This window comes from Streptomyces sp. NPDC033180 (assembly GCF_055577645.1).
In genome coordinates this window covers 95,735-114,379 of the sequence record NZ_JBVIPU010000012.1, presented here as the reverse complement: position 1 = coordinate 114,379, position 18,645 = coordinate 95,735, and the positions used below count along the sequence as shown (strand labels likewise).

At 69.5% G+C, this 18,645-nt stretch carries 16 protein-coding genes; 8 read left to right on the top strand and 8 right to left on the bottom strand.

All coding sequences use genetic code 11. From position 1 onward, the window contains the following. The first annotated feature begins 43 nt into the window (after positions 1–43). From ACZ5WE_RS28040 to ACZ5WE_RS28025, 4 genes are all read left to right on the top strand, one after another. Entirely contained in the window at positions 44–2,590 is a 2,547-nt protein-coding gene (locus ACZ5WE_RS28040) for a DUF4118 domain-containing protein (protein ID WP_467688350.1), read from the top strand. A gap of 44 nt (positions 2,591–2,634) precedes the next feature. Continuing rightward, a complete protein-coding gene (locus ACZ5WE_RS28035; RefSeq protein ID WP_249592796.1) occupies positions 2,635–3,318 on the top strand; it encodes a response regulator in 684 nt (227 codons plus the stop codon). Between the two features lie 89 nt (positions 3,319–3,407). Continuing rightward, a complete protein-coding gene (locus tag ACZ5WE_RS28030) occupies positions 3,408–3,806 on the top strand; it encodes an OB-fold nucleic acid binding domain-containing protein (protein WP_467688349.1) in 399 nt (132 codons plus the stop codon). Positions 3,807–3,809: 3 nt separating this feature from the next. Further along, positions 3,810–4,535 (top strand): DUF3159 domain-containing protein, encoded by a 726-nt coding sequence (locus ACZ5WE_RS28025; RefSeq protein ID WP_467688347.1) that lies wholly within the window; start codon positions 3,810–3,812, stop codon positions 4,533–4,535. A 113-nt stretch (positions 4,536–4,648) separates the two neighbouring features. On the opposite strand, the gene ACZ5WE_RS28020 is transcribed toward ACZ5WE_RS28025, so the two are convergent. The 4 genes from ACZ5WE_RS28020 to ACZ5WE_RS28005 all read right to left on the bottom strand — a co-directional run bounded on the left by ACZ5WE_RS28020 (position 4,649) and on the right by ACZ5WE_RS28005 (position 6,716). After that, on the bottom strand, positions 4,649–5,326 hold the full coding sequence (locus ACZ5WE_RS28020) for a potassium channel family protein (protein ID WP_249587254.1): 678 nt from the start codon (positions 5,324–5,326) through the stop codon (positions 4,649–4,651). Continuing rightward, positions 5,326–5,994 carry a potassium channel family protein gene (locus ACZ5WE_RS28015; protein ID WP_467688345.1) on the bottom strand — a complete coding sequence of 223 codons (669 nt, stop codon included), beginning with the start codon at positions 5,992–5,994 and terminating at the stop codon, positions 5,326–5,328. Before ACZ5WE_RS28015 ends, ACZ5WE_RS28020 begins: the two co-directional genes overlap by 1 nt. 153 nt (positions 5,995–6,147) lie before the next feature. Further along, positions 6,148–6,387: a hypothetical protein gene (locus tag ACZ5WE_RS28010; protein WP_467688343.1), complete on the bottom strand. Its 240-nt coding sequence runs from the start codon at positions 6,385–6,387 to the stop codon at positions 6,148–6,150. Next, positions 6,387–6,716, bottom strand: coding sequence for an ArsR/SmtB family transcription factor (locus ACZ5WE_RS28005; protein WP_467688341.1), 330 nt, complete (start codon positions 6,714–6,716; stop codon positions 6,387–6,389). The genes ACZ5WE_RS28010 and ACZ5WE_RS28005 overlap by 1 nt, the downstream gene beginning before the upstream one ends. 172 nt (positions 6,717–6,888) lie before the next feature. Here ACZ5WE_RS28005 and ACZ5WE_RS28000 point away from each other — a divergent pair, with 172 nt between their 5' ends. The 3 genes from ACZ5WE_RS28000 (at position 6,889) to ACZ5WE_RS27990 (ending at position 12,765) form a co-directional block, all read left to right on the top strand. Beyond that, a complete protein-coding gene (locus ACZ5WE_RS28000; RefSeq protein ID WP_467688340.1) occupies positions 6,889–9,168 on the top strand; it encodes an MMPL family transporter in 2,280 nt (759 codons plus the stop codon). Positions 9,169–9,229: 61 nt separating this feature from the next. Continuing rightward, the gene (locus tag ACZ5WE_RS27995; protein ID WP_467688338.1) at positions 9,230–11,278 is read left to right on the top strand and encodes an APC family permease; all 2,049 of its coding nucleotides are present in this window, start codon (positions 9,230–9,232) and stop codon (positions 11,276–11,278) included. 107 nt (positions 11,279–11,385) lie between these two features. Continuing rightward, positions 11,386–12,765 (top strand): class I SAM-dependent RNA methyltransferase, encoded by a 1,380-nt coding sequence (locus tag ACZ5WE_RS27990; protein ID WP_467688336.1) that lies wholly within the window; start codon positions 11,386–11,388, stop codon positions 12,763–12,765. 488 nt (positions 12,766–13,253) lie between these two features. Here the strand turns inward: ACZ5WE_RS27990 and ACZ5WE_RS27985 are convergent, their stop codons facing one another. The 3 genes from ACZ5WE_RS27985 to ACZ5WE_RS27975 form a co-directional block, all read right to left on the bottom strand. Continuing rightward, entirely contained in the window at positions 13,254–13,529 is a 276-nt protein-coding gene (locus ACZ5WE_RS27985) for a helix-turn-helix domain-containing protein (RefSeq protein WP_467688334.1), read from the bottom strand. Next, entirely contained in the window at positions 13,526–14,260 is a 735-nt protein-coding gene (locus tag ACZ5WE_RS27980) for a hypothetical protein (protein WP_467688332.1), read from the bottom strand. The genes ACZ5WE_RS27985 and ACZ5WE_RS27980 overlap by 4 nt, the downstream gene beginning before the upstream one ends. Positions 14,261–14,526: 266 nt before the next feature. After that, complete coding sequence (locus ACZ5WE_RS27975; RefSeq protein ID WP_467688331.1) at positions 14,527–14,685, bottom strand: hypothetical protein; 159 nt, start codon at positions 14,683–14,685, stop codon at positions 14,527–14,529. Positions 14,686–15,108: 423 nt separating this feature from the next. On the opposite strand from ACZ5WE_RS27975, the gene ACZ5WE_RS27970 reads away from it, so the two are divergent. Beyond that, complete coding sequence (locus tag ACZ5WE_RS27970) at positions 15,109–17,688, top strand: tetratricopeptide repeat protein (protein ID WP_467688329.1); 2,580 nt, start codon at positions 15,109–15,111, stop codon at positions 17,686–17,688. Positions 17,689–17,718: 30 nt separating this feature from the next. Here ACZ5WE_RS27970 and ACZ5WE_RS27965 read toward each other — a convergent pair whose 3' ends face one another. Beyond that, positions 17,719–18,627: a serine/threonine protein kinase gene (locus ACZ5WE_RS27965; RefSeq protein WP_467688327.1), complete on the bottom strand. Its 909-nt coding sequence runs from the start codon at positions 18,625–18,627 to the stop codon at positions 17,719–17,721. Positions 18,628–18,645: the final 18 nt, after the last annotated feature.

Genomic DNA, 18,645 nt, shown 5'->3' with positions numbered 1-18,645 from the left:
GTCGACGCTGCGTACACAGCAGTTTCGGGAAGACAATGGGGCCATGGCACGCGGCAAGCTTCGGATATACCTCGGTTCGGCACCGGGCGTCGGCAAGACCTACGCGATGCTGTCCGAGGCGCACCGCCGTATCGAGCGCGGCACCGACTGCGTGGTCGCCTTCGTGGAGCACCACGACAGGCCGCGCACCGAGGTGATGCTGCACGGCCTGGAGCAGGTGCTGCGCAAGGAGCTCGAATACCGCGGCACCCTCTTCACCGAGATGGACGTCGACGCCGTCCTGGAGCGCGCGCCCGCCGTCGCCCTCGTGGACGAACTGGCGCACACGAACGTCCCCGGCTCGCGCAACGCCAAGCGCTGGCAGGACGTCGAGGAACTCCTCGCCGCGGGCATCGACGTCGTCTCGACCGTGAACATCCAGCACCTGGAGTCCCTCGGCGACGTCGTCGAGTCGATCACCGGCGTACGCCAGCGCGAGACCGTGCCGGACGAAGTGGTGCGGCGCGCGGACCAGATCGAGCTCGTCGACATGTCGCCACAGGCGCTGCGCCGCCGCATGGCCCACGGCAACATCTACAAGCCCGACCGGGTCGACGCGGCCCTGTCCAACTACTTCCGGCCCGGCAATCTCACCGCCCTGCGCGAGCTCGCGCTGCTCTGGGTCGCCGACCGGGTCGACGAATACCTCCAGCAGTACCGCGGCGAGCACGACATCCGCTCCACCTGGCAGGCCCGCGAGCGCATCGCCGTGGGCCTCACCGGAGGCCCCGAGGGACGCACCCTGATCCGCCGCGCGTCCCGCATGGCGGCCAAGGGCTCCGGCAGCGAGATCCTCGCCGTCTACATCGCCCGCAGCGACGGCCTGACCGCGGCATCGCCCAAGGAACTCGCCGTTCAGCGCACCCTCGTGGAGGACCTGGGCGGCACCTTCCACCACGTCATCGGCGACGACATACCCGCCGCGCTGCTCGACTTCGCCCGCGGCGTCAACGCCACCCAGATCGTCCTCGGCTCCTCGCGCCGCAAGACCTGGCAGTACATCTTCGGGCCCGGCGTCGGCGCGACGGTGGCCCGCGAATCGGGGCCCGACCTGGACGTCCACATCGTCACGCACGACGAGGTCGCCAAGGGCCGCGGCCTGCCCGTGGCGCGCGGGGCGCGGCTCGGGCGGTCCCGGAGCATCTGGGGCTGGCTGGTGGGCGTGGGCGGCCCCGCGCTCCTGACGCTGCTCCTGACCCATGTCGACGCGGACCTGGGCCTCGCCAACGACATGCTGCTCTTCCTGACACTCACGGTCGCCGCCGCCCTCCTCGGCGGCCTCCTTCCGGCCCTGGCGTCGGCGGCCTTCGGCTCACTGCTCCTGAACTACTACTTCACGCCGCCACGGCACCTGTGGACGATCTCCGACTCCAAGAACATCGTCGCGATCATCGTCTTCGTGGGCGTCGCGATCTCCGTCGCCTCCGTCGTGGACCTCGCGGCCCGCCGTACCCACCAGGCCGCGAGGCTGCGCGCGGAGTCGGAGATACTCTCCTTCCTCGCGGGCAGCGTGCTGCGCGGCGAGACCAGCCTGGACGCCCTCCTGGAGCGCGTGCGCGAGACCTTCAGCATGGACTCGGTGGCGCTCCTGGAGCGCGCGAGCGACGTCGCTCCCTGGACCTGCGCGGGCCGGGTCGGTGGCGGCCGCGTGCTGGACCGCCCGGAGGACGCGGACGTGGACATGCCGGTCGGCGACCACATGGCGCTCGCCCTGTCCGGCCGGGTGCTGCCCGCCGAGGACCGCAGGGTGCTGGCCGCGTTCGCCGCGCAGGCCGCCGTGGTCCTCGACCGCCGGCGCCTCCAGGACGAGGCACAGCAGGCCCGCACCCTCGCCGAGGGCAACCGCATCCGCACCGCACTGCTCGCCGCCGTCAGCCATGACCTGCGTACGCCCCTCGCGGGCATCAAGGCCGCCGTCTCGTCCCTGCGCTCCGATGACGTGGCCTGGTCCGAGGAGGACCAGGCCGAGCTCCTCGAGGGCATCGAGGACGGCGCCGACCGCCTGGACCACCTGGTCGGCAACCTCCTGGACATGTCCCGCCTGCAGACCGGCACCGTCACCCCGCTGATCCGCGCGATCGACCTCGACGAGGTCGTCCCGATGGCGCTCGGCGGCGTCCCCGACGGCAGCGCGGACCTCGACATCCCCGAGACGCTGCCCATGGTCTCCGTGGACAAGGGCCTCCTGGAGCGCGCGGTCGCCAACATCGTCGAGAACGCCGTCAAGTACAGCCTCGACGCCGAGCCGGTCCTGGTCTCCGCGAGCACGCTCGGCGACCGCGTCGAACTGCGCGTCGTGGACCGCGGCCCGGGCGTCCCGGATGGGGCCAAGGACCGCATCTTCGAACCGTTTCAGCGCTACGGTGACGCTCCGCGCGGCGCGGGCGTGGGACTCGGCCTCGCGGTCGCGCGCGGCTTCGTCGAGTCCATGGGCGGCACGCTGGAGGCCGAGGACACCCCCGGCGGCGGCCTCACCATGGTCCTCACCCTGCGGGCGGTGACGGGCGGACCTCCGGCCCTCCCGGACCTCTCCGCGCAGGCCGTCTCATGACCGCCGAGACGGCCACAACTGACAAGCCCGAAAGGCAGGTACCGATGACCCGGGTGCTCGTGGTCGACGACGAGCCGCAGATCGTACGCGCCCTCGTGATCAACCTGAAGGCACGCAAGTACGACGTGGACGCGGCCCCGGACGGAGCCACCGCGCTCCAGCTCGCCGCCGCTCGCCACCCCGACGTGATCGTGCTCGACCTCGGCCTGCCCGACATGGACGGGGTCGAGGTCATCAGGGGCCTGCGCGGCTGGACGCGCGTCCCGATCCTGGTGCTCTCCGCGCGGCACAGCTCGGACGAGAAGGTGGAGGCCCTCGACGCGGGCGCCGACGACTACGTCACCAAGCCCTTCGGCATGGACGAGCTCCTGGCCCGGCTCCGTGCCTCCATCCGCAGGGCCGAGCCCACCGGAGCGGGCGAGGACGACGTGATGGTGGACACGGAGGACTTCACGGTCGACCTGGCCGCCAAGAAGGTCAACCGCGACGGGCGCGACGTACGCCTGACGCCCACGGAGTGGCATCTGCTCGAAGTCCTGGTGCGCAACACCGGGCGCCTGGTCAGCCAGAAACAGCTGCTCCAGGAGGTCTGGGGCCCTTCGTACGGTACGGAGACGAACTACCTGCGCGTCTACATGGCGCAGCTGCGGCGCAAGCTGGAGGCGGACCCCGCGCATCCGCGGCACTTCATCACCGAGCCGGGAATGGGTTACAGGTTCGAGCGGTGAGTCAAGGGTCAGGGCCGGACTGAGCGGGCATAAGCACAGATGAGCGCACCCATTGCGGCGCTGTCGGCGACCCCCGGTACGCTTCCTGTATGAGTGCTGTTCCTGGTTCCGAGAAGCCGGCAGGCCGTTTCCGGCGCATGCTCGACCGGCTGTCCTCCTCCCAGGAGGATCTGGAGTCGGAGGAGCTGCGCGAGGACGCCGAGACGGCTGGGTGCACCCGCATCGGAGACTGCCACGACCGCCAGATAGTCACGGTTACTGGTACCTTGCGCACGGTCACCCTGCGACCACGCGCCGGCGTCCCCGCCCTGGAGGCGGAGCTGTTCGACGGCTCCGCGGCTCTGGACGTGGTGTGGCTCGGCAGGCGCTCCATCGTGGGAATAGAGCCGGGGCGCAGGCTGATCGCGTCCGGCCGGATCTCGATGAGCCGCGGCCGCCGGGTGCTCTTCAACCCGAAGTACGACCTCAGACCCCTCGGACGGGAGTAGCCGGTGACGTCCCTCGACAAGCCGACGGACCAAGGAACCACGGATCAGGACGCCGATTCCAGGGCCGTGACCGAGGCCGCGCTCTTCGAGGCCTTCGGCGGCGTGCGGGGCATGGTGGAGACCGTCGTCCCGGGCCTCCTCTTCGTGACGATCTTCACGATCAACAAGGACCTGCACATGTCGGCCATCGCGGCCCTCGCGGTGTCCCTGGTGCTCGTGGCGGTCCGCCTGGTCATGAAGGACACCGTCAAGCACGCCTTCAGCGGCGTCTTCGGTGTCGCCTTCGGTGTGGTCTTCGCGATGATGACCGGCAACGCCAAGGACTTCTATCTGCCGGGCATGCTCTACACCCTGGGCCTCGCCCTCGCCTACATCATCACGGCCGCGGCGGGTGCCCCGCTGATCGGCCTGATCCTCGGACCGGTCTTCAAGGAGAACCTCTCCTGGCGGACCCGCAACCCGGGCCGCAAGAAGGCGTACACCAAGGCCAGTTGGGCCTGGGGACTGATCCTGCTCGCCAAGTGCGCGATCCTCTTCCCGCTCTACTGGTGGGCGGACACCACCCAGTTCGGCTGGGTCCTGATCGCCCTGAAGATCCCGCCGTTCCTGCTCGCCGTCTGGCTGACCTGGGTCTTCCTCGCGAAGGCTCCGCCGCCCATCGACGTGTTCGCCGAGATGGAGGCCGAGGAGAAGGCGGCGAAGGAACGCGAGCACCGGGCCGCCCCGTAAGGGGCGCGGGGAACTGCGCGACCAGCCACGACGCACCCGCAGGCGTTCGACGACAGCTGGGGGCGCCCGGAATCTTCCGGGCGCCCCCAGCTGCGTACAAGCAAGCGCAGCGACTAGCTCGCCGCGTCCTCCCGCCGCACGGAGAGCAGGTCCTCCAACTGCTCCTCGCGAGCCTGCGCCGCGACGAACAGCAGCTCGTCCCCCGCTTCAAGGGAGTCATCCGCGGTCGGCGCGAGGACGCGCGTGCCGCGGATGATCGTCACAAGGGAGGTGTCCTCGGGCCACTGGACATCGCCGACCTGCGTGCCCGCGAGGGCCGACTCGGGCGGCAGGGTCAGCTCGACGAGGTTCGCGTCGCCGTGGCTGAAGCGCAGCAGGCGTACGAGATCGCCGACGCTGACCGCCTCCTCGACGAGCGCGGACATCAGACGCGGGGTCGAGACCGCGACGTCGACGCCCCAGGACTCGTTGAAGAGCCATTCGTTCTTGGGGTTGTTCACGCGGGCGACGACCCGCGGGACGCCGTACTCGGTCTTCGCGAGCAGCGAGACGACGAGGTTGACCTTGTCGTCGCCGGTCGCGGCGATCACCACGTTGCAGCGCTGGAGCGCCGCCTCGTCGAGCGAGGTGATCTCGCAGGCGTCGGCGAGCAGCCACTCGGCCTGCGGTACGCGCTCGACCGAGATGGCGGTCGGCGCCTTGTCGATGAGCAGAATCTCGTGCCCGTTCTCCAGGAGCTCACCGGCGATGGAACGTCCCACCGCGCCTGCTCCGGCAATGGCGACCCTCATCAGTGACCGCCTTCCTCGGGGCCTTCGGCGAACGCCGCTTCGACCTTCTCGACCTCGTCGGTGCGCATCATCACGTGCACCAGGTCGCCCTCCTGGAGCACCGTCTGCGAGGTCGGCAGGACCGCCTCGCCCAGCCGGGTGAGGAAGGCCACGCGGACGCCGGTCTCCTCCTGGAGCTCACTGATCTTGTGGCCGATCCAGGACGTGGACGCGTGCACCTCGGCGAGCTGTACGCCGCCGGTGGGGTCGCGCCACAGCGGCTCGGCACCGGAAGGCAGCAGCCTGCGCAACATCTGGTCGGCGGTCCAGCGGACCGTGGCGACGGTGGGGATGCCGAGGCGCTGGTAGACCTCGGCGCGGCGCGGGTCGTAGATGCGGGCGGCGACGTTCTCGATGCCGAACATCTCGCGGGCCACGCGGGCGGCGATGATGTTCGAGTTGTCGCCGCTGCTGACCGCGGCGAAGGCGCCCGCCTCCTCGATGCCGGCCTCGCGCAGCGTGTCCTGGTCGAAGCCGATGCCGGTGACGCGACGGCCGCCGAAGCCGGAGCCCAGACGGCGGAAGGCGGTGGGGTCCTGGTCGATCACGGCGACCGTGTGCCCCTGTTGTTCCAGGGTCTGCGCGAGAGCGGATCCGACTCTCCCGCAGCCCATGATGACGATGTGCACGCCCGTCCTTCCGGCTGTGTCAATACTTTTTGCTCAGGCTGAACGGTAAAAGCGTCTCAGACCGACGCCCAAGCTACACACGCACGGTCCGCGGAGGGCACCCCCGTGCACCTGCCGGTGCTCGCGGGGGTCAGTACGTGGGCCGGGGGCGGGTCAGTCCACGCTGCGCAGCAGGCCCTCGACGTTCTTGAGCCGGTAGCTGAGCTCGACGAGCTGCAGCCGCGCCGCCTCCTGCTCGGTCCTGGCGCGCTCGACGACCTCGCGGTACTGCTCCATCGCCTCGGCCCACTGGCGGTCGCGCTCGCGGTTGCGCTGCGACTGGAAGTAGGCGACGGCCACGACCGCGCCGGCGAGTATCAGGAAGAAGGCGACCGGGATGATCACGTCGTCCATTAAGACCCCTCTGATGAGTGCTGTCCGTCCTCGTCCGACGCGTCCTGCCGGACGGCCGCGAGGATCGTGTCCACGTTCAATCGCACGTCGAACGGCGCCAGTTCGAAGTACTTGAGCGCCTTGCCGTCGTCGGAGAGTTCCAGGCGGCCGACGACGAGACCGGCCTTCTCCAGACGGTCGAGGTGCATGTAGAGCAGGGGGCGGGAGACACCGAGCCGCCGCGCCAGTTCGCTGACGTACAGCTGTCCCGGGGCGAGCTCGGTGATGATCCGGATCCGCTGGGCGTGGCCGACGGCGGAGAGGAAGGCGAGCAGCTCTTCGCTGTCCATGGCCCGCCTTCGCGCTGGTCCCGAAACCTGTCAGCCAAGACTTACGTATGACGGGATCCACTGTCAATCCGCCCACTCGCAGTCTCGAATGACAGTTGACGTCTCGCTCCTTCACCTGTCAGTCTCCACTTACACATGAAGGCTGGGGAAGGACGAAGGGGCGGGGATGGTCATGAGGAAGCGATCGGTCACGGTGCGCGTGGCCCGATGGAGTGCGCTGCATCCAGGGCGCGCGGTCGTCGGCTGGCTGGTGTTCGTGGTGCTGTGCCTGGGCGGCGGGATAGCCGCCGGCATGAACAGCGCGACCTCACAGGACTTCCGCGTCGGTGAGGCAGGCCGCGCCGAGGCCCTGGCGACCGAGGGCGGCGTCCAGATGCGGCCCACGGAACAGGTGCTGATCCGCGCCGAGTCGGGGCCGCTCGACAAGGTGGCCGCCGACGCCGCCGTGAAGGACATCACCGCCCGGATGAAGTCGCTGCCGGAGGTCGCATCGGTGGCGGCGCCGGTGAAGTCGGCCGATGGGCGGGTCCTGCGGGTCCAGGTGGAGCTGAACGGCTCCGAACAGGAAGACCAGGAGAGCGTCCCTCCGCTCCAGGCCCAGGCCGAGGAGGCCGCGAAGGCCCACCCGGGACTGGTGATCGAGGAGACCGGCGACGCCTCCGTGAGCAAGGGCGTCGACGACCAGCGCGACAAGGACCTGCAGTTCTCCGAGGCGATCACGCTGCCCATCACGCTGATCACACTCGCCGTGGTCTTCGGCTCGGTCGTCATGGTCGGCGTACCGCTGCTGCTCGCGGTCACCTCGATCATGGCGACGATGGGCCTGGCGATGCTGGCCTCGCACCTGCTGCCGGACACCGGCGTCGGGATGAGCATGATCCTGCTCATCGGCATGGCCGTCGGCGTCGACTACACGCTCTTCTACCTCAAGCGCGAACGCGAGGAGCGGGCCCGCGCGGGCGGCCGCCTCACCTCCGAGGCCCTGGTCGAGGCCGCCGCCGCGACGGCGGGCCGCGCCATCGTGGTCTCCGGACTCGCCGTGATCGTCTCCACCACCGCGCTCTTCCTGGCCCGTGACGTCATCTTCGACTCCCTCGCCACCGGCACCATCCTGGTCGTCGCCGTCGCCGTGGTCAGCTCGGTGACGGTGCTGCCCGCCCTCCTGGTCAAGCTCGGCCGCCGTACCGAGCGCCGCGCCGCCAAGCGCCTCGCGCGGGGCAAGCCGGTCCGCACGACGTACGGCGAGAAGAAGCCGGGCCGCGCCTGGAACGCGCTGCTCGCGCCCGCCCGCAAGCGCCCCGCGCTCACCCTGTGCCTGTCGGTCCTCGTCATGCTGGGGCTCGCGCTGCCCGCACTGAACATGAACCTCAAGAACCCGGCGCGGGACAGCTTCTCGCGCGACATCGAGGCGATGAAGGGGTACGACAGGCTGCTCGACGCCTTCCCGGAGCAGCGCGTCAGGCACCTGGTCGTGGTGCGGGCCGAGGCATCGCGGGCCGCCGACGTGCGGCAGGCCCTGACGGATCTCGACCGCGAGGCGAAGGCCGACCCGCTCTTCTCGCACTCCTCCGGTGCTCCGCTCCTGCGCTCCTCGGAGGACCGCAGGACCACCACCCTGGAGCTCAACGCCCCGCACCCGACGTACTCGAAGAAGGCCGAGGACTCGCTCGACCACCTCCGCCACGACCATCTCCCCGCCACCGTCGGCAAGCTGCCCGGCGTCGAGACGGCCGTCACCGGCGAGGTGCCGCGCGGCACGGACTACGTCGATCACCAGAACCAGAAGCTGCCGCTCGTCCTCGGCTTCCTGCTCCTGATGACCTTCGCCATGACGGTCTTCGCGTTCCGCTCCGTCGTCCTTGGACTGCTCGGCATCGTGCTCAACCTGCTCTCCGCCGCGTCCGCGCTCGGACTGCTCGTCCTGGTCTTCCAGGGGGAGTGGGCCGAGGAACTGCTCTCGTTCATCTCGCTCGGCGGGATCTCCTCGCGGGTGCCGCTCTTCCTCTTCGTGATCCTCTTCGGGCTCTCGATGGACTACCAGGTCTTCGTGGTCAGCCGGATCCGGGAGGCGGCGCTGAACGGCGTACCCACCCGACAGGCCGTCATCGAGGGCATCAGCTCATCGGCCAAGGTCGTCACCAGCGCCGCGATCGTCATGGTCACCGTCTTCGCGAGCTTCGTGATGCTGCACATCCTGGAGATGAAGCAGATGGGCTTCGTCCTCGCGGCGGCCGTCCTGCTCGACGCGTTCGTGATCCGCATCATGATCCTGCCGGCGGCACTGCTGCTCCTCGGGCGTGCCACCTGGTGGCCCTCCCGCGCGATCCACCGAGCCGAGCAGCGGGTGGCCGAGCGGTACGGGGCGCGGGAGGTGCCGCACGCACCGGAAGGCGTCGACGGGCGTCCGGTTTCCGGGCATTGGGCGGAGCCCCCGGCGGCGCGTCGTGGCTAACCGGAGCGCTTAGGGGGTGGTGGGTGGGCGGGCACCCAATCGAACGCTTACGATCCTCTGCGTGTCCAAACTGACCGACGTGCCCAAACGGATCCTCATCGGGCGCGCACTGCGCAGCGACCGGCTCGGAGAAACCCTCCTGCCGAAGCGCATCGCTCTACCCGTGTTCGCGTCCGACCCGCTCTCCTCCGTCGCCTATGCGCCGGGGGAAGTGCTCCTCGTCCTCTCGATCGCGGGTGTGTCGGCGTACCACTTCAGCCCCTGGATCGCTGTCGCGGTCGTCGTGCTGATGTTCACCGTCGTCGCGTCGTACCGGCAGAACGTGCACGCTTATCCGAGTGGTGGTGGCGACTACGAGGTCGCCAACACCAACCTCGGCCCCAAGGCCGGACTCACCGTCGCGAGCGCGCTGCTCGTCGACTACGTCCTGACCGTGGCGGTGTCGATCTCCTCGGGCATCGAGAACCTCGGCTCGGCGATTCCGTTCGTCGTCGAGCACAAGGTGCTCTGCGCCGTCGCCGTCATCGTGCTCCTCACGGTGATGAACCTGCGCGGCGTGAAGGAGTCGGGAAAGCTCTTCGCCATCCCGACCTACGTCTTCGTGGCCGGCGTCTTCATCATGATCGCCTGGGGCGCCTTCCGCGGCATCGTCCTCGACGAGACGATGAAGGCGCCCACCGCGGACTACGAGATCAAGCCCGAGCACGGAGGCCTGGCGGGCTTCGCGCTCGTCTTCCTGCTCCTGAGGGCCTTCTCCTCCGGCTGTGCCGCGCTCACCGGCGTCGAGGCGATCAGCAACGGAGTCCCGGCCTTCCGCAAGCCCAAGAGCAAGAACGCGGCAAGCACCCTGGCCCTGATGGGTGCCCTGGCCGTCACCATGTTCTGCGGCATCATCGCGCTCGCCATGACGACCAAGGTCCGCATGGCCGAGTATCCGGGCAAGGACCTGTTCCACAACGGCGTTCCGGTCGGCTCGGACTACGTGCAGAACCCGGTGATCTCGCAGGTCGCCGAGGCCGTCTTCGGCAACGGCAGCTTCCTGTTCATCGTCCTGGCCGCCGCCACCGCGCTTGTCCTCTTCCTCGCGGCCAACACGGCGTACAACGGCTTCCCGCTGCTCGGCTCGATCCTGGCGCAGGACCGCTACCTGCCGCGTCAGCTGCACACCCGCGGCGACCGCCTCGCCTTCTCCAACGGCATCGTGCTGCTCGCGGGCGCCGCGGCCCTCCTCGTCGTCATCTACGGCGCGGACTCGACCCGTCTGATCCAGCTCTACATCGTCGGCGTCTTCGTCTCCTTCACGCTCAGCCAGATCGGCATGGTCCGGCACTGGAACCGCCATCTGCGCAAGGAGAAGGACCAGGCCAAGCGGCGCCGGATGATCCGCTCGCGGGCGATCAACACCTTCGGTGCCTTCTTCACGGGCATGGTCCTGGTCGTCGTACTCGTCACGAAGTTCACGCACGGCGCGTGGGTCGCCCTGCTCGGCATGGTGATCTTCTACGCGACGATGTCGGCGATCCGCCGCCACTACGACCGCGTGGCCGAGGAGATCGCCGCCCCGGAGACGCCGTCCGACGACAGCGTGCGCCCGTCCCGCGTGCACTCGATCGTCCTGGTCTCCAAGATCCACCGCCCGACGCTGCGCGCCCTGGCCTACGCCAAGCTGATGCGCTCGGACACGCTCGAAGCGCTGAGCATCAACGTCGACCCGGCGGAGACCAAGGCCCTGCGGGCCGAGTGGGAGCGGCGCGGCATCACCGTCCCGCTGAAGATCCTCGACTCGCCCTACCGCGAGATCACGCGGCCGATCATCGAGTACGTCAAGGGCCTGCGCAAGGAGAGCCCGCGCGACGTGGTCAGCGTGATCATCCCGGAGTACGTGGTGGGCCACTGGTACGAGCACCTGCTGCACAACCAGAGCGCGCTCAGGCTCAAGGGCCGGCTGCTCTTCACGCCGGGCGTGATGGTGACGTCCGTCCCCTACCAGCTCGACTCCTCCGAGGCCGCGAAGAAGCGGGCGCGGAGGCGGTCGGAGTGGAACGCGCCGGGTGCGGTGCGCCGGGGCCCGGTGGAGAAGCGCCAGAAGGAGCCGAGCAACAAGGCCTGACCCCTGCTGCTGGTGAGCGGCCGGGCAACACCCACGTAGACTGGTGGGCTGTTGTCCGGCCGTTTCCTTTCGGCCGATCCCCCCTTACGTAGTGGAGTCACCCCGCCATGCAGGCAGAACCGAAGAAATCGCAGGCGGGGAACGCGAAGGACTCGCACTCGGAGGCGTCGCGGGCGGCCTCCCTGGTCGGGCAGGAGTACGAGGTCGAGGTGGGCCCGGTCGCCCACGGCGGCCACTGCGTGGCCCGCACGGCGGAGGGCCGCGTCCTCTTCGTCCGGCACACGCTCCCGGGCGAGAAGGTCATCGCACGCGTGACGGACGGCGACGAGGACAGCCGCTTCCTGCGCGCCGACGCGGTGACGGTCCTCGACCCGTCCAAGGACCGCGTCGAGGCTCCCTGCCCGTACGCGGGCCCCGGCCGCTGCGGCGGCTGCGACTGGCAGCACGCGAAGCCGGGCGCACAGCGCCGCCTCAAGGGCGAGGTCATCACGGAGCAGCTGCAGCGCCTCGCGGGCCTGACCCCCGAGGAGGCCGGCTGGGACGGCACGGTCGTCCCGGCCGATGGCGACAAGCTGCCGCCGGGCGAGGTCCCGGCCTGGCGCACCCGCGTCCAGTACGCGGTCGACCCCGACGGCAACGCGGGCCTGCGCCGCCACCGCTCGCACGAGGTCGAGCCCATCGAGCACTGCATGATCGCCGCTCCCGGGGTCTCCGAGCTCGGCATCGAGAAGCACGACTGGGCCGGCATGGAGTCGGTCGAGGCGATCGCGGCCACCGGCTCCCAGGACCGCCAGGTGATCCTGGAACCGAAGCCGGGCGCGCGTCTCCCGCTCGTGGAGCTGGACAAGCCGGTATCCGTCCTCCGCATCGCCGAACAGGACGGCGGCGTCCACCGCGTCCACGGCCGCCCCTTCGTCCGCGAGCGCGCCGACGGCCGCACGTACCGCGTCGGCAACGGCGGCTTCTGGCAGGTGCACCCGAAGGCGGCCGAGACCCTCATGCTCGCCGTCATGCAGGGCCTGACGCCCCGCAAGGGCGAGACGGCCCTGGACCTCTACTGCGGAGTGGGCCTGTTCGCGGGCGCCCTCGCCGACCGGGTCGGCGACCAGGGCGCGGTCCTCGGCATCGAGTCCGGCAAGCGAGCGGTCGAGGACGCCCGCCACAACCTCGCCGCCTTCGACCGCGTCCGCATCGAACAGGGCAAGGTCGAGGCAGCCCTGCCGCGCACGGGCATCACAGAGGTCGACCTGATCGTCCTGGACCCGCCGCGCGCGGGCGCGGGCAAGCAGACGGTGAAGCACCTGACGGGTCTGGGCGCGCGCCGGATCGCATACGTGGCCTGCGACCCGGCCGCACTGGCACGGGACTTGGGGTACTTCCGGGACGGGGGGTATCGGGTGCGGTCGTTGCGGGCGTTCGATCTGTTTCCGATGACGCATCATGTGGAGTGTGTGGCGATTTTGGAGCCTGCCTCAAAGGGTGCCTGACCTGCGGTTTTCCGAGCCTCTCAGGTGTGGCACGGTGAGATCGACCTGCTTCCCGGAGTACATGACGAGGAGCCTGCCATGTGACAGATGCGTGTCTCTGGCCTGCGGCTCTGTGGACACCATGCTGGACGAAGGGTTCGCTGGCCCGGTCGTCGCGGGCACGGCGCGGAGCCATCTCGACGCTTGTCTGACGCTGCTTCTAACGATGTGTCAGGCATATCGGCCTGCCGCCCATGCTCTGTGGAGTCCTCCTTCTCGACTCGTTCCATCGTCGGTGGGCATACGGAGGTCTTCCTCCGCGTCCTGAACCCGAACTCTGTGTCACAACCGGCGCTGAGGTCTCACCCCGGGTCGAACAGGCGACTCGGAGGACCACACCTGGCGACGGGCCGGGGTCGGGCGTGGAGAGGCAAGGCGGTGCGGCCCCGTGGCATCAGCCACGGGGCCGCACTGTGGCGGAGGGCACGAAGCCCGCCTCTTCTTCCCGGTCAGAAGCCGACTCCTGGGCCCTCCGTGTCCAGTTTCAGGTCCACGCTGTACAGGGGACGGTCCTCGATCCCCAGGGCGCGCATCAGCTCGTTGGTCGGAATCCTGTACCTGCCTCCGACGCGGCGGACGGAGCAGGGGAACTCCCCCTCGCGGATCAGTCGGTACGCGGTCGTCGAACCGATCCCGAACGCTCGGCACGCCGTCCGCAGGTCCACTGTCACGGGCAGGTCGAACATCTCGGAGAAACTGAGTCGGCCCTCTGCCGGGTCCTTCATGTTCGCCTCCCTGCAGGGCGGACCGGCCGGGTACCCGCGCGGCGCTCGGACCGTCGGTTCTTCCGGGGGGCGTGGTGCGTCGAACGGTCCCTCGTCCCGTCGTCGGTGTCGGCGAGGGCATCCTTGCGCAGATACTCCGGGCGCACCCGGAAGCGCAGTGGGGCGCGCAGCCCGTCCGGGCCGTCCGGACGGTCGACCCGCACGTCCAGGCGCTCCTCGGCCGAAGCGTCCGCCTCCCCGTCGGACGCCCTGAGCGCGCGATCCTGGGCGATGCGCTCGACATGGGTGGAGGGGAGTTCCCGCAGGCCGTCGCGAGCGAAGCACCACGCCCTGGTGCGCGCGGCGTGGATCAGGGACGAGTCGGAGAGGCGGCTCGCGGCGTCCGGAGCCGCCAGTTCCTCCAAGAGGGCCAGGATCATCTCGGCCTCCACGTCCGACCGATCGGCGTGCAGGCGCGTGCAGACGCGGTGGACCGTCCCGGTCAACCGGGGCAGGGCCAGCCAGATCGCCAGGAGCTTCCCGGTGCCGTGTGGAGCGAGGTCGCTCAGCGCGGTGCTGAGTACCTCCTTCCAGACCGCGGCGGCGAACTGCGGGTCAGAGCCCGGCCCGTACAGGGCTTCGTATGTCTCGACAGCGGTCAGCCGGCCCGGCTCCGCCCCCTCGATGTCCGTGGGAACGGTCACGAGGACCGCGTCGCCGCCCCGGGGTTCGTCGAAGTGCCGCCTCACCAAGGCGAACAAACTACTAGATAGTGGATACATCAGTAAATGTCCTTTCTCTGGGTTGAAGGTGCCGAAGGCGCCGGAGATGTCGATGTGCTGGACGTGCTGAAGAGCCGCCGGTGTCGGTCCTGTCGACCGGGTTTCGCCGCCTTCGACCACGAGCGTGTGACAGTGCGGAGAGGCCGTGAGCTCGCCGGTCGGAGTAGTTCAGAGGGGCGGGGCCGCAGTGGGTGGGTGCCCGCCCGGGACGGGCACCCACCCATGAGCTGTGGAACTCAGGCGGTCTCGGCGGGAGAGTCGTCCGGCGCTTCGGCGCGCGGGGTCGCTGGCGTGGTGCCCTCGGTCCGGTCGGCCGCCCGCCGGCGCCGGGTCGGCGGCCAGTCGGGGGATTGGCGCAGACGGCTCGCCCGGCGGTTTCGCTGACGGTTGTTCATAGGGCCTGTGGTTCCTTCCTGATGGGTCGATGGATGACTACGCTGCCGTCTCGCTCTTCTGCGAGCGGGCTGGTGCCATCGTGCCCGGGGATGGGAGGAGGCCGCGGAGCGGAAACTGAGGGAAAACTGAGGCATGGGGGCGTGAAGAAGTACTTGCGTGTGAAGCGGCGCATCGCAACGTACAGATGAAGGGGGCGCCGTCGCAGGGCCCGGACCACTGCTTCCGGTGCGGAGAGGGGAAGGGCGATGGAGGGGTATGTGCTGGGCCCGGTAAGAGCCGAAGGGGACGGCGGCGGAAGGGTCTGCGCAGGTTCGAAGGCAGCCGGGCTGTTTGCGCTTCTGGCGACATCAACGGGCTGCCGATGCACCAGGAAGGAGATCGCCGAAGTCCTCTGGGAGGGCGAGGAGAACACCCGCGGCCTGGTGGACCGTGCTGTCTCTGACCTGCGGAAGCGACTGGGCCCGGAGGCCGTGCCCCATGGTGGCAAGTCGGGCTACTGCACGCTCCGCGCGCCGGAGGGCGGCGTCGACCTGCTCCGCTTCCGCGACCGGGTGGCGAGGGCTGAAGGGCTGAACCATCCGGAGGGGTTCGAGTTGCTCGGCGCGGCCCTGGAGGAGTGGGACGGCGGTGATCCGCTGCGCGGGCTGACCGAGAGCGGCTTCCAACTGCGCCGGGAGGCGCTGCGGGCCGAGTTGATGGCCGCGGTGCACGCCCGGATGGACGCCGCCTACAAATCGAGGGAGGAGAAGTGGCTCCGTGAGGAGACGGAGAAGTGGTTCGAGCGCGCACCGGAACTGCCCCAGGTCTTCCGGTTCTACCTGCTCGCCCACGACGACCTGGCGGAGCGCCGACGTGAACGGCTCATCAAGGAGTGGACGAGGCGCAATGGAAAGCCGGACACCGACTTGCGGAGTGCCTTCGACCAGGTCCGGGGAGTCGCCCACCGGTCCGGCGGGACGCTCCTGCCGCCCGTCCCAGACCAGTTGCCCGGCAGCAGCCGCAGGCCTGTCGGGCAGGACGAACTGATCCGTGGCCTCGTGGCGGCCGTGTGCGACGAACAGGACGCCGGCAACCTGGCCTTGGTCCTCATCAGCGGCATGGCGGGTGTCGGGAAGAGCACGGTGACCAACCACCTCGCCCGTCAGCTTCGAGAGCGGTTCCCCGACGGAGTGCTCCGCGCCGAACTGAACGGGTTCGCCGACGGGGACGCGCGGCCCGCCGAACCGGACGAGGTTCTGGACGGGTTCCTGGCCGCGCTGCCGCCGTACACCACGGTGACCGGACCGGAGAGCAAGAGCAACGCGCTGCGGTCGGCACTGGCCCACCGCTCGGTACTCGTCGTCCTGGACGACGCGCTCAACGCTAAGCAGGTGCTGCCGCTGCTCCCCGGAGACGGCACCTGCGCCGTGATCATCACCAGCCGCAACGATCTGTTGCGCCTGCAGTCCGAGAGAAAGGTGCTATTTCGCAAGATGGAGCCGCTGCAAGAGGCGGATGCCCTGGAGGTGCTCCAGGAGAAGGTCTCGGTCGAGGATCGAGCGAAGCACGCCCAGGCTTTCAGTGAGCTGGTCAGCCTCTGCGGACGGCTGCCGTTGGCGCTCACCGTGGTGGCTCGACTCCTGGAAGGCGGTGCGCGTCCGTTGCGTACCCTCCCCGCCCTGGTGCGGGACATGAAGGAGGAGCGGGAGCGGGCGAGGCTGGACACCCTGCACCTGCCGGAGCATGAACTGTCGGTCCGCGCAGCGCTGAACTGCTCTGTACGCGTGCTCGGTGCGGAGGCCCGGATGCTGCTGTGGCAGCTCGCCGTCCACCCCGGGCCCACCGCCTCCTGGGAGGCGGTGATGGATCTGGGAAGGGCGGCAGGGGAAGGAGCGCGCACCGACCGGGCCTTGATGGAGCTCGTGGCGGCGAACCTTGTGGAGCGCCAGGGCGACCGGTACGGACTGCACGACCTCGTGCGGGCCTTCGCCCGTCGGCATGTGCAGCCGGGGGCGGACGGAGAGACAGCGGACATCGAGCAGGCGACCGTACGGCAGGTGCTGGAACACCAGCTGCACAACGTCCGCGCCTGCGACCGGGTGCTCGACCATGAGCGCGCCCTGCCCATCGGCGAGCCCGACGGGGTCACGGTCACCGACCCCGCGGAACCGGGGCAGGCGATGGCGTACCTGGACGAGGAGTACGCCGCTGTCCAGCGAGGCATCCGAATAGCCATCGACCAGGGCATTGACCGGTACACATGGCTGCTTTCGATGGCCCTGGTCACCTATCAGTGGCGTCGGCACCTCCTCGGCGACGCACTGCGGAACCTCCTGCGCGCCGTCGAATCCGCCGAATCCGCCGCTGCCCCGGTCGATTGCGCCATGGTCCACCGGATGCTGGCGGGGACACAGTGGCGGTTCGGCGAGTACGACGCGGCCGTGGGCCACCTGCGCCGTGCCGTCCGGCTCAGCAAGGAGGACGACAGTGAGGCGGGCCGGCTGAGTCTTGCCCGTTCGTTTCACCGGCTCGGGATCACCCTGCGCAAGCAGGGCGACCGGACGGGGGCGGAGGAAGCGCTGTGCCAGGCCCTGGAGTTGTGCCGGGGGGTGTCCGACGCTGTCGGGGAGGCCGCCGCCCTGAACGCCCTCGGCGCGCTTCACCACGACCGGGGTGAGTACGCGCAGGCGCTCCGTCGATGCGCCGACGCCTTGGGCGTGGTGGAGCGCACGGTGGAGCGCAGCGGCCTGGCCGATGTGCTGTTCACCCTGGCCAAGGTGCACCTGGCCCGCGCCGAACGGGACGAGGCCATCTCCCTGTACCGGCAGGCGTGCGACATCTACCGCGAACAGGAGAACTGGCCCAACGAGGACAAGACGCGGATGCTCTTCGCGGACGTCCTGGTGTCCGCCGGTGAAACCGACACAGCGGTACGGGAGTTGGAGAGAGTCATCGTGCTGCGTGAACTGATGGGCGGCGAAGGCGTACGCGAGGTCCAGGAGTTCCTGGAAGGGTTGAGGTGACCCGCCCGGTCGGTACCCTCCGGATCACCGTCACAGCCGAGGCGGATGCGTGCGGTAGTACTCGGTCGGGTCGGGACGCAGCCGCCTCGACGGACGCCGCGAGCCCAGCCGGGGCAGGTGCGGGCGGAGTTGGTCGAACACCTCACGGACATCCGCCGGGCGCTCCCTCGCCTCACACCGGACCATCCACAGCGCGAGAGGGGCGAACTCCGGTGGGAGCTCGGCGAGTTTGTCGGGCGGCAGCACCGGGCCGCCCGGTTCCGCCCGCTCCTCCAGTCCGCCGTAGGGCAGCCGCATGACGGTCATCTCCAGCAGGATGCAGCCAAGCCCGAAGATGTCCGCCCGCCGCGTCAGACCCGAGGGGCACGCGTCGGACTGCTCGGGAGAGGCCCAGCCGCGCGTGCCGCGCTCGAAGGATGTCTCCTCGCCCGCCGTGATCGCGTGGCCCATGTCGATGAGACGGAGACGGCCGTCCGGTTGCACGATGACGTTCTCGGGTTTGAGATCGCAGTGCACAAGATTCCGTTCGTGCACCTCCCACAGAATTTCGCACAGCTGGCCGATGACGGATGCGACGGTCCCGGGGTGCCTGACGGGCCGGGCTGCCAACAGGACGTTCTGCAGTTGGTGTCCCTCGATGAATTCCATGACCAGGCATCGGCGTCCTCGGTGCGTCCCGGTGGCGAAAACCTTGGGAATCTCCTGAATTCCCGTAAGCATCATCATGCGGGAGCCCTCTTCGAGAAGGTTGCTGCCAGCCGAGCGGAAGTAGCTCTCGGGGCCGAGGTCACGGGACTTCTGGAGCTTCAGCGCCACTCTCTCCCCGCTCCTGCGGTCACGGCCGAGGAAGAGGTCGCCCTGGCCGCCGTCACCGACCATGTCCAGCACTTCGTAGCGCTTCTCCACATCGCCGATCTCCTCGATCTCCCTCTTGGCCACCCTTCTTTCCTCTCTTTC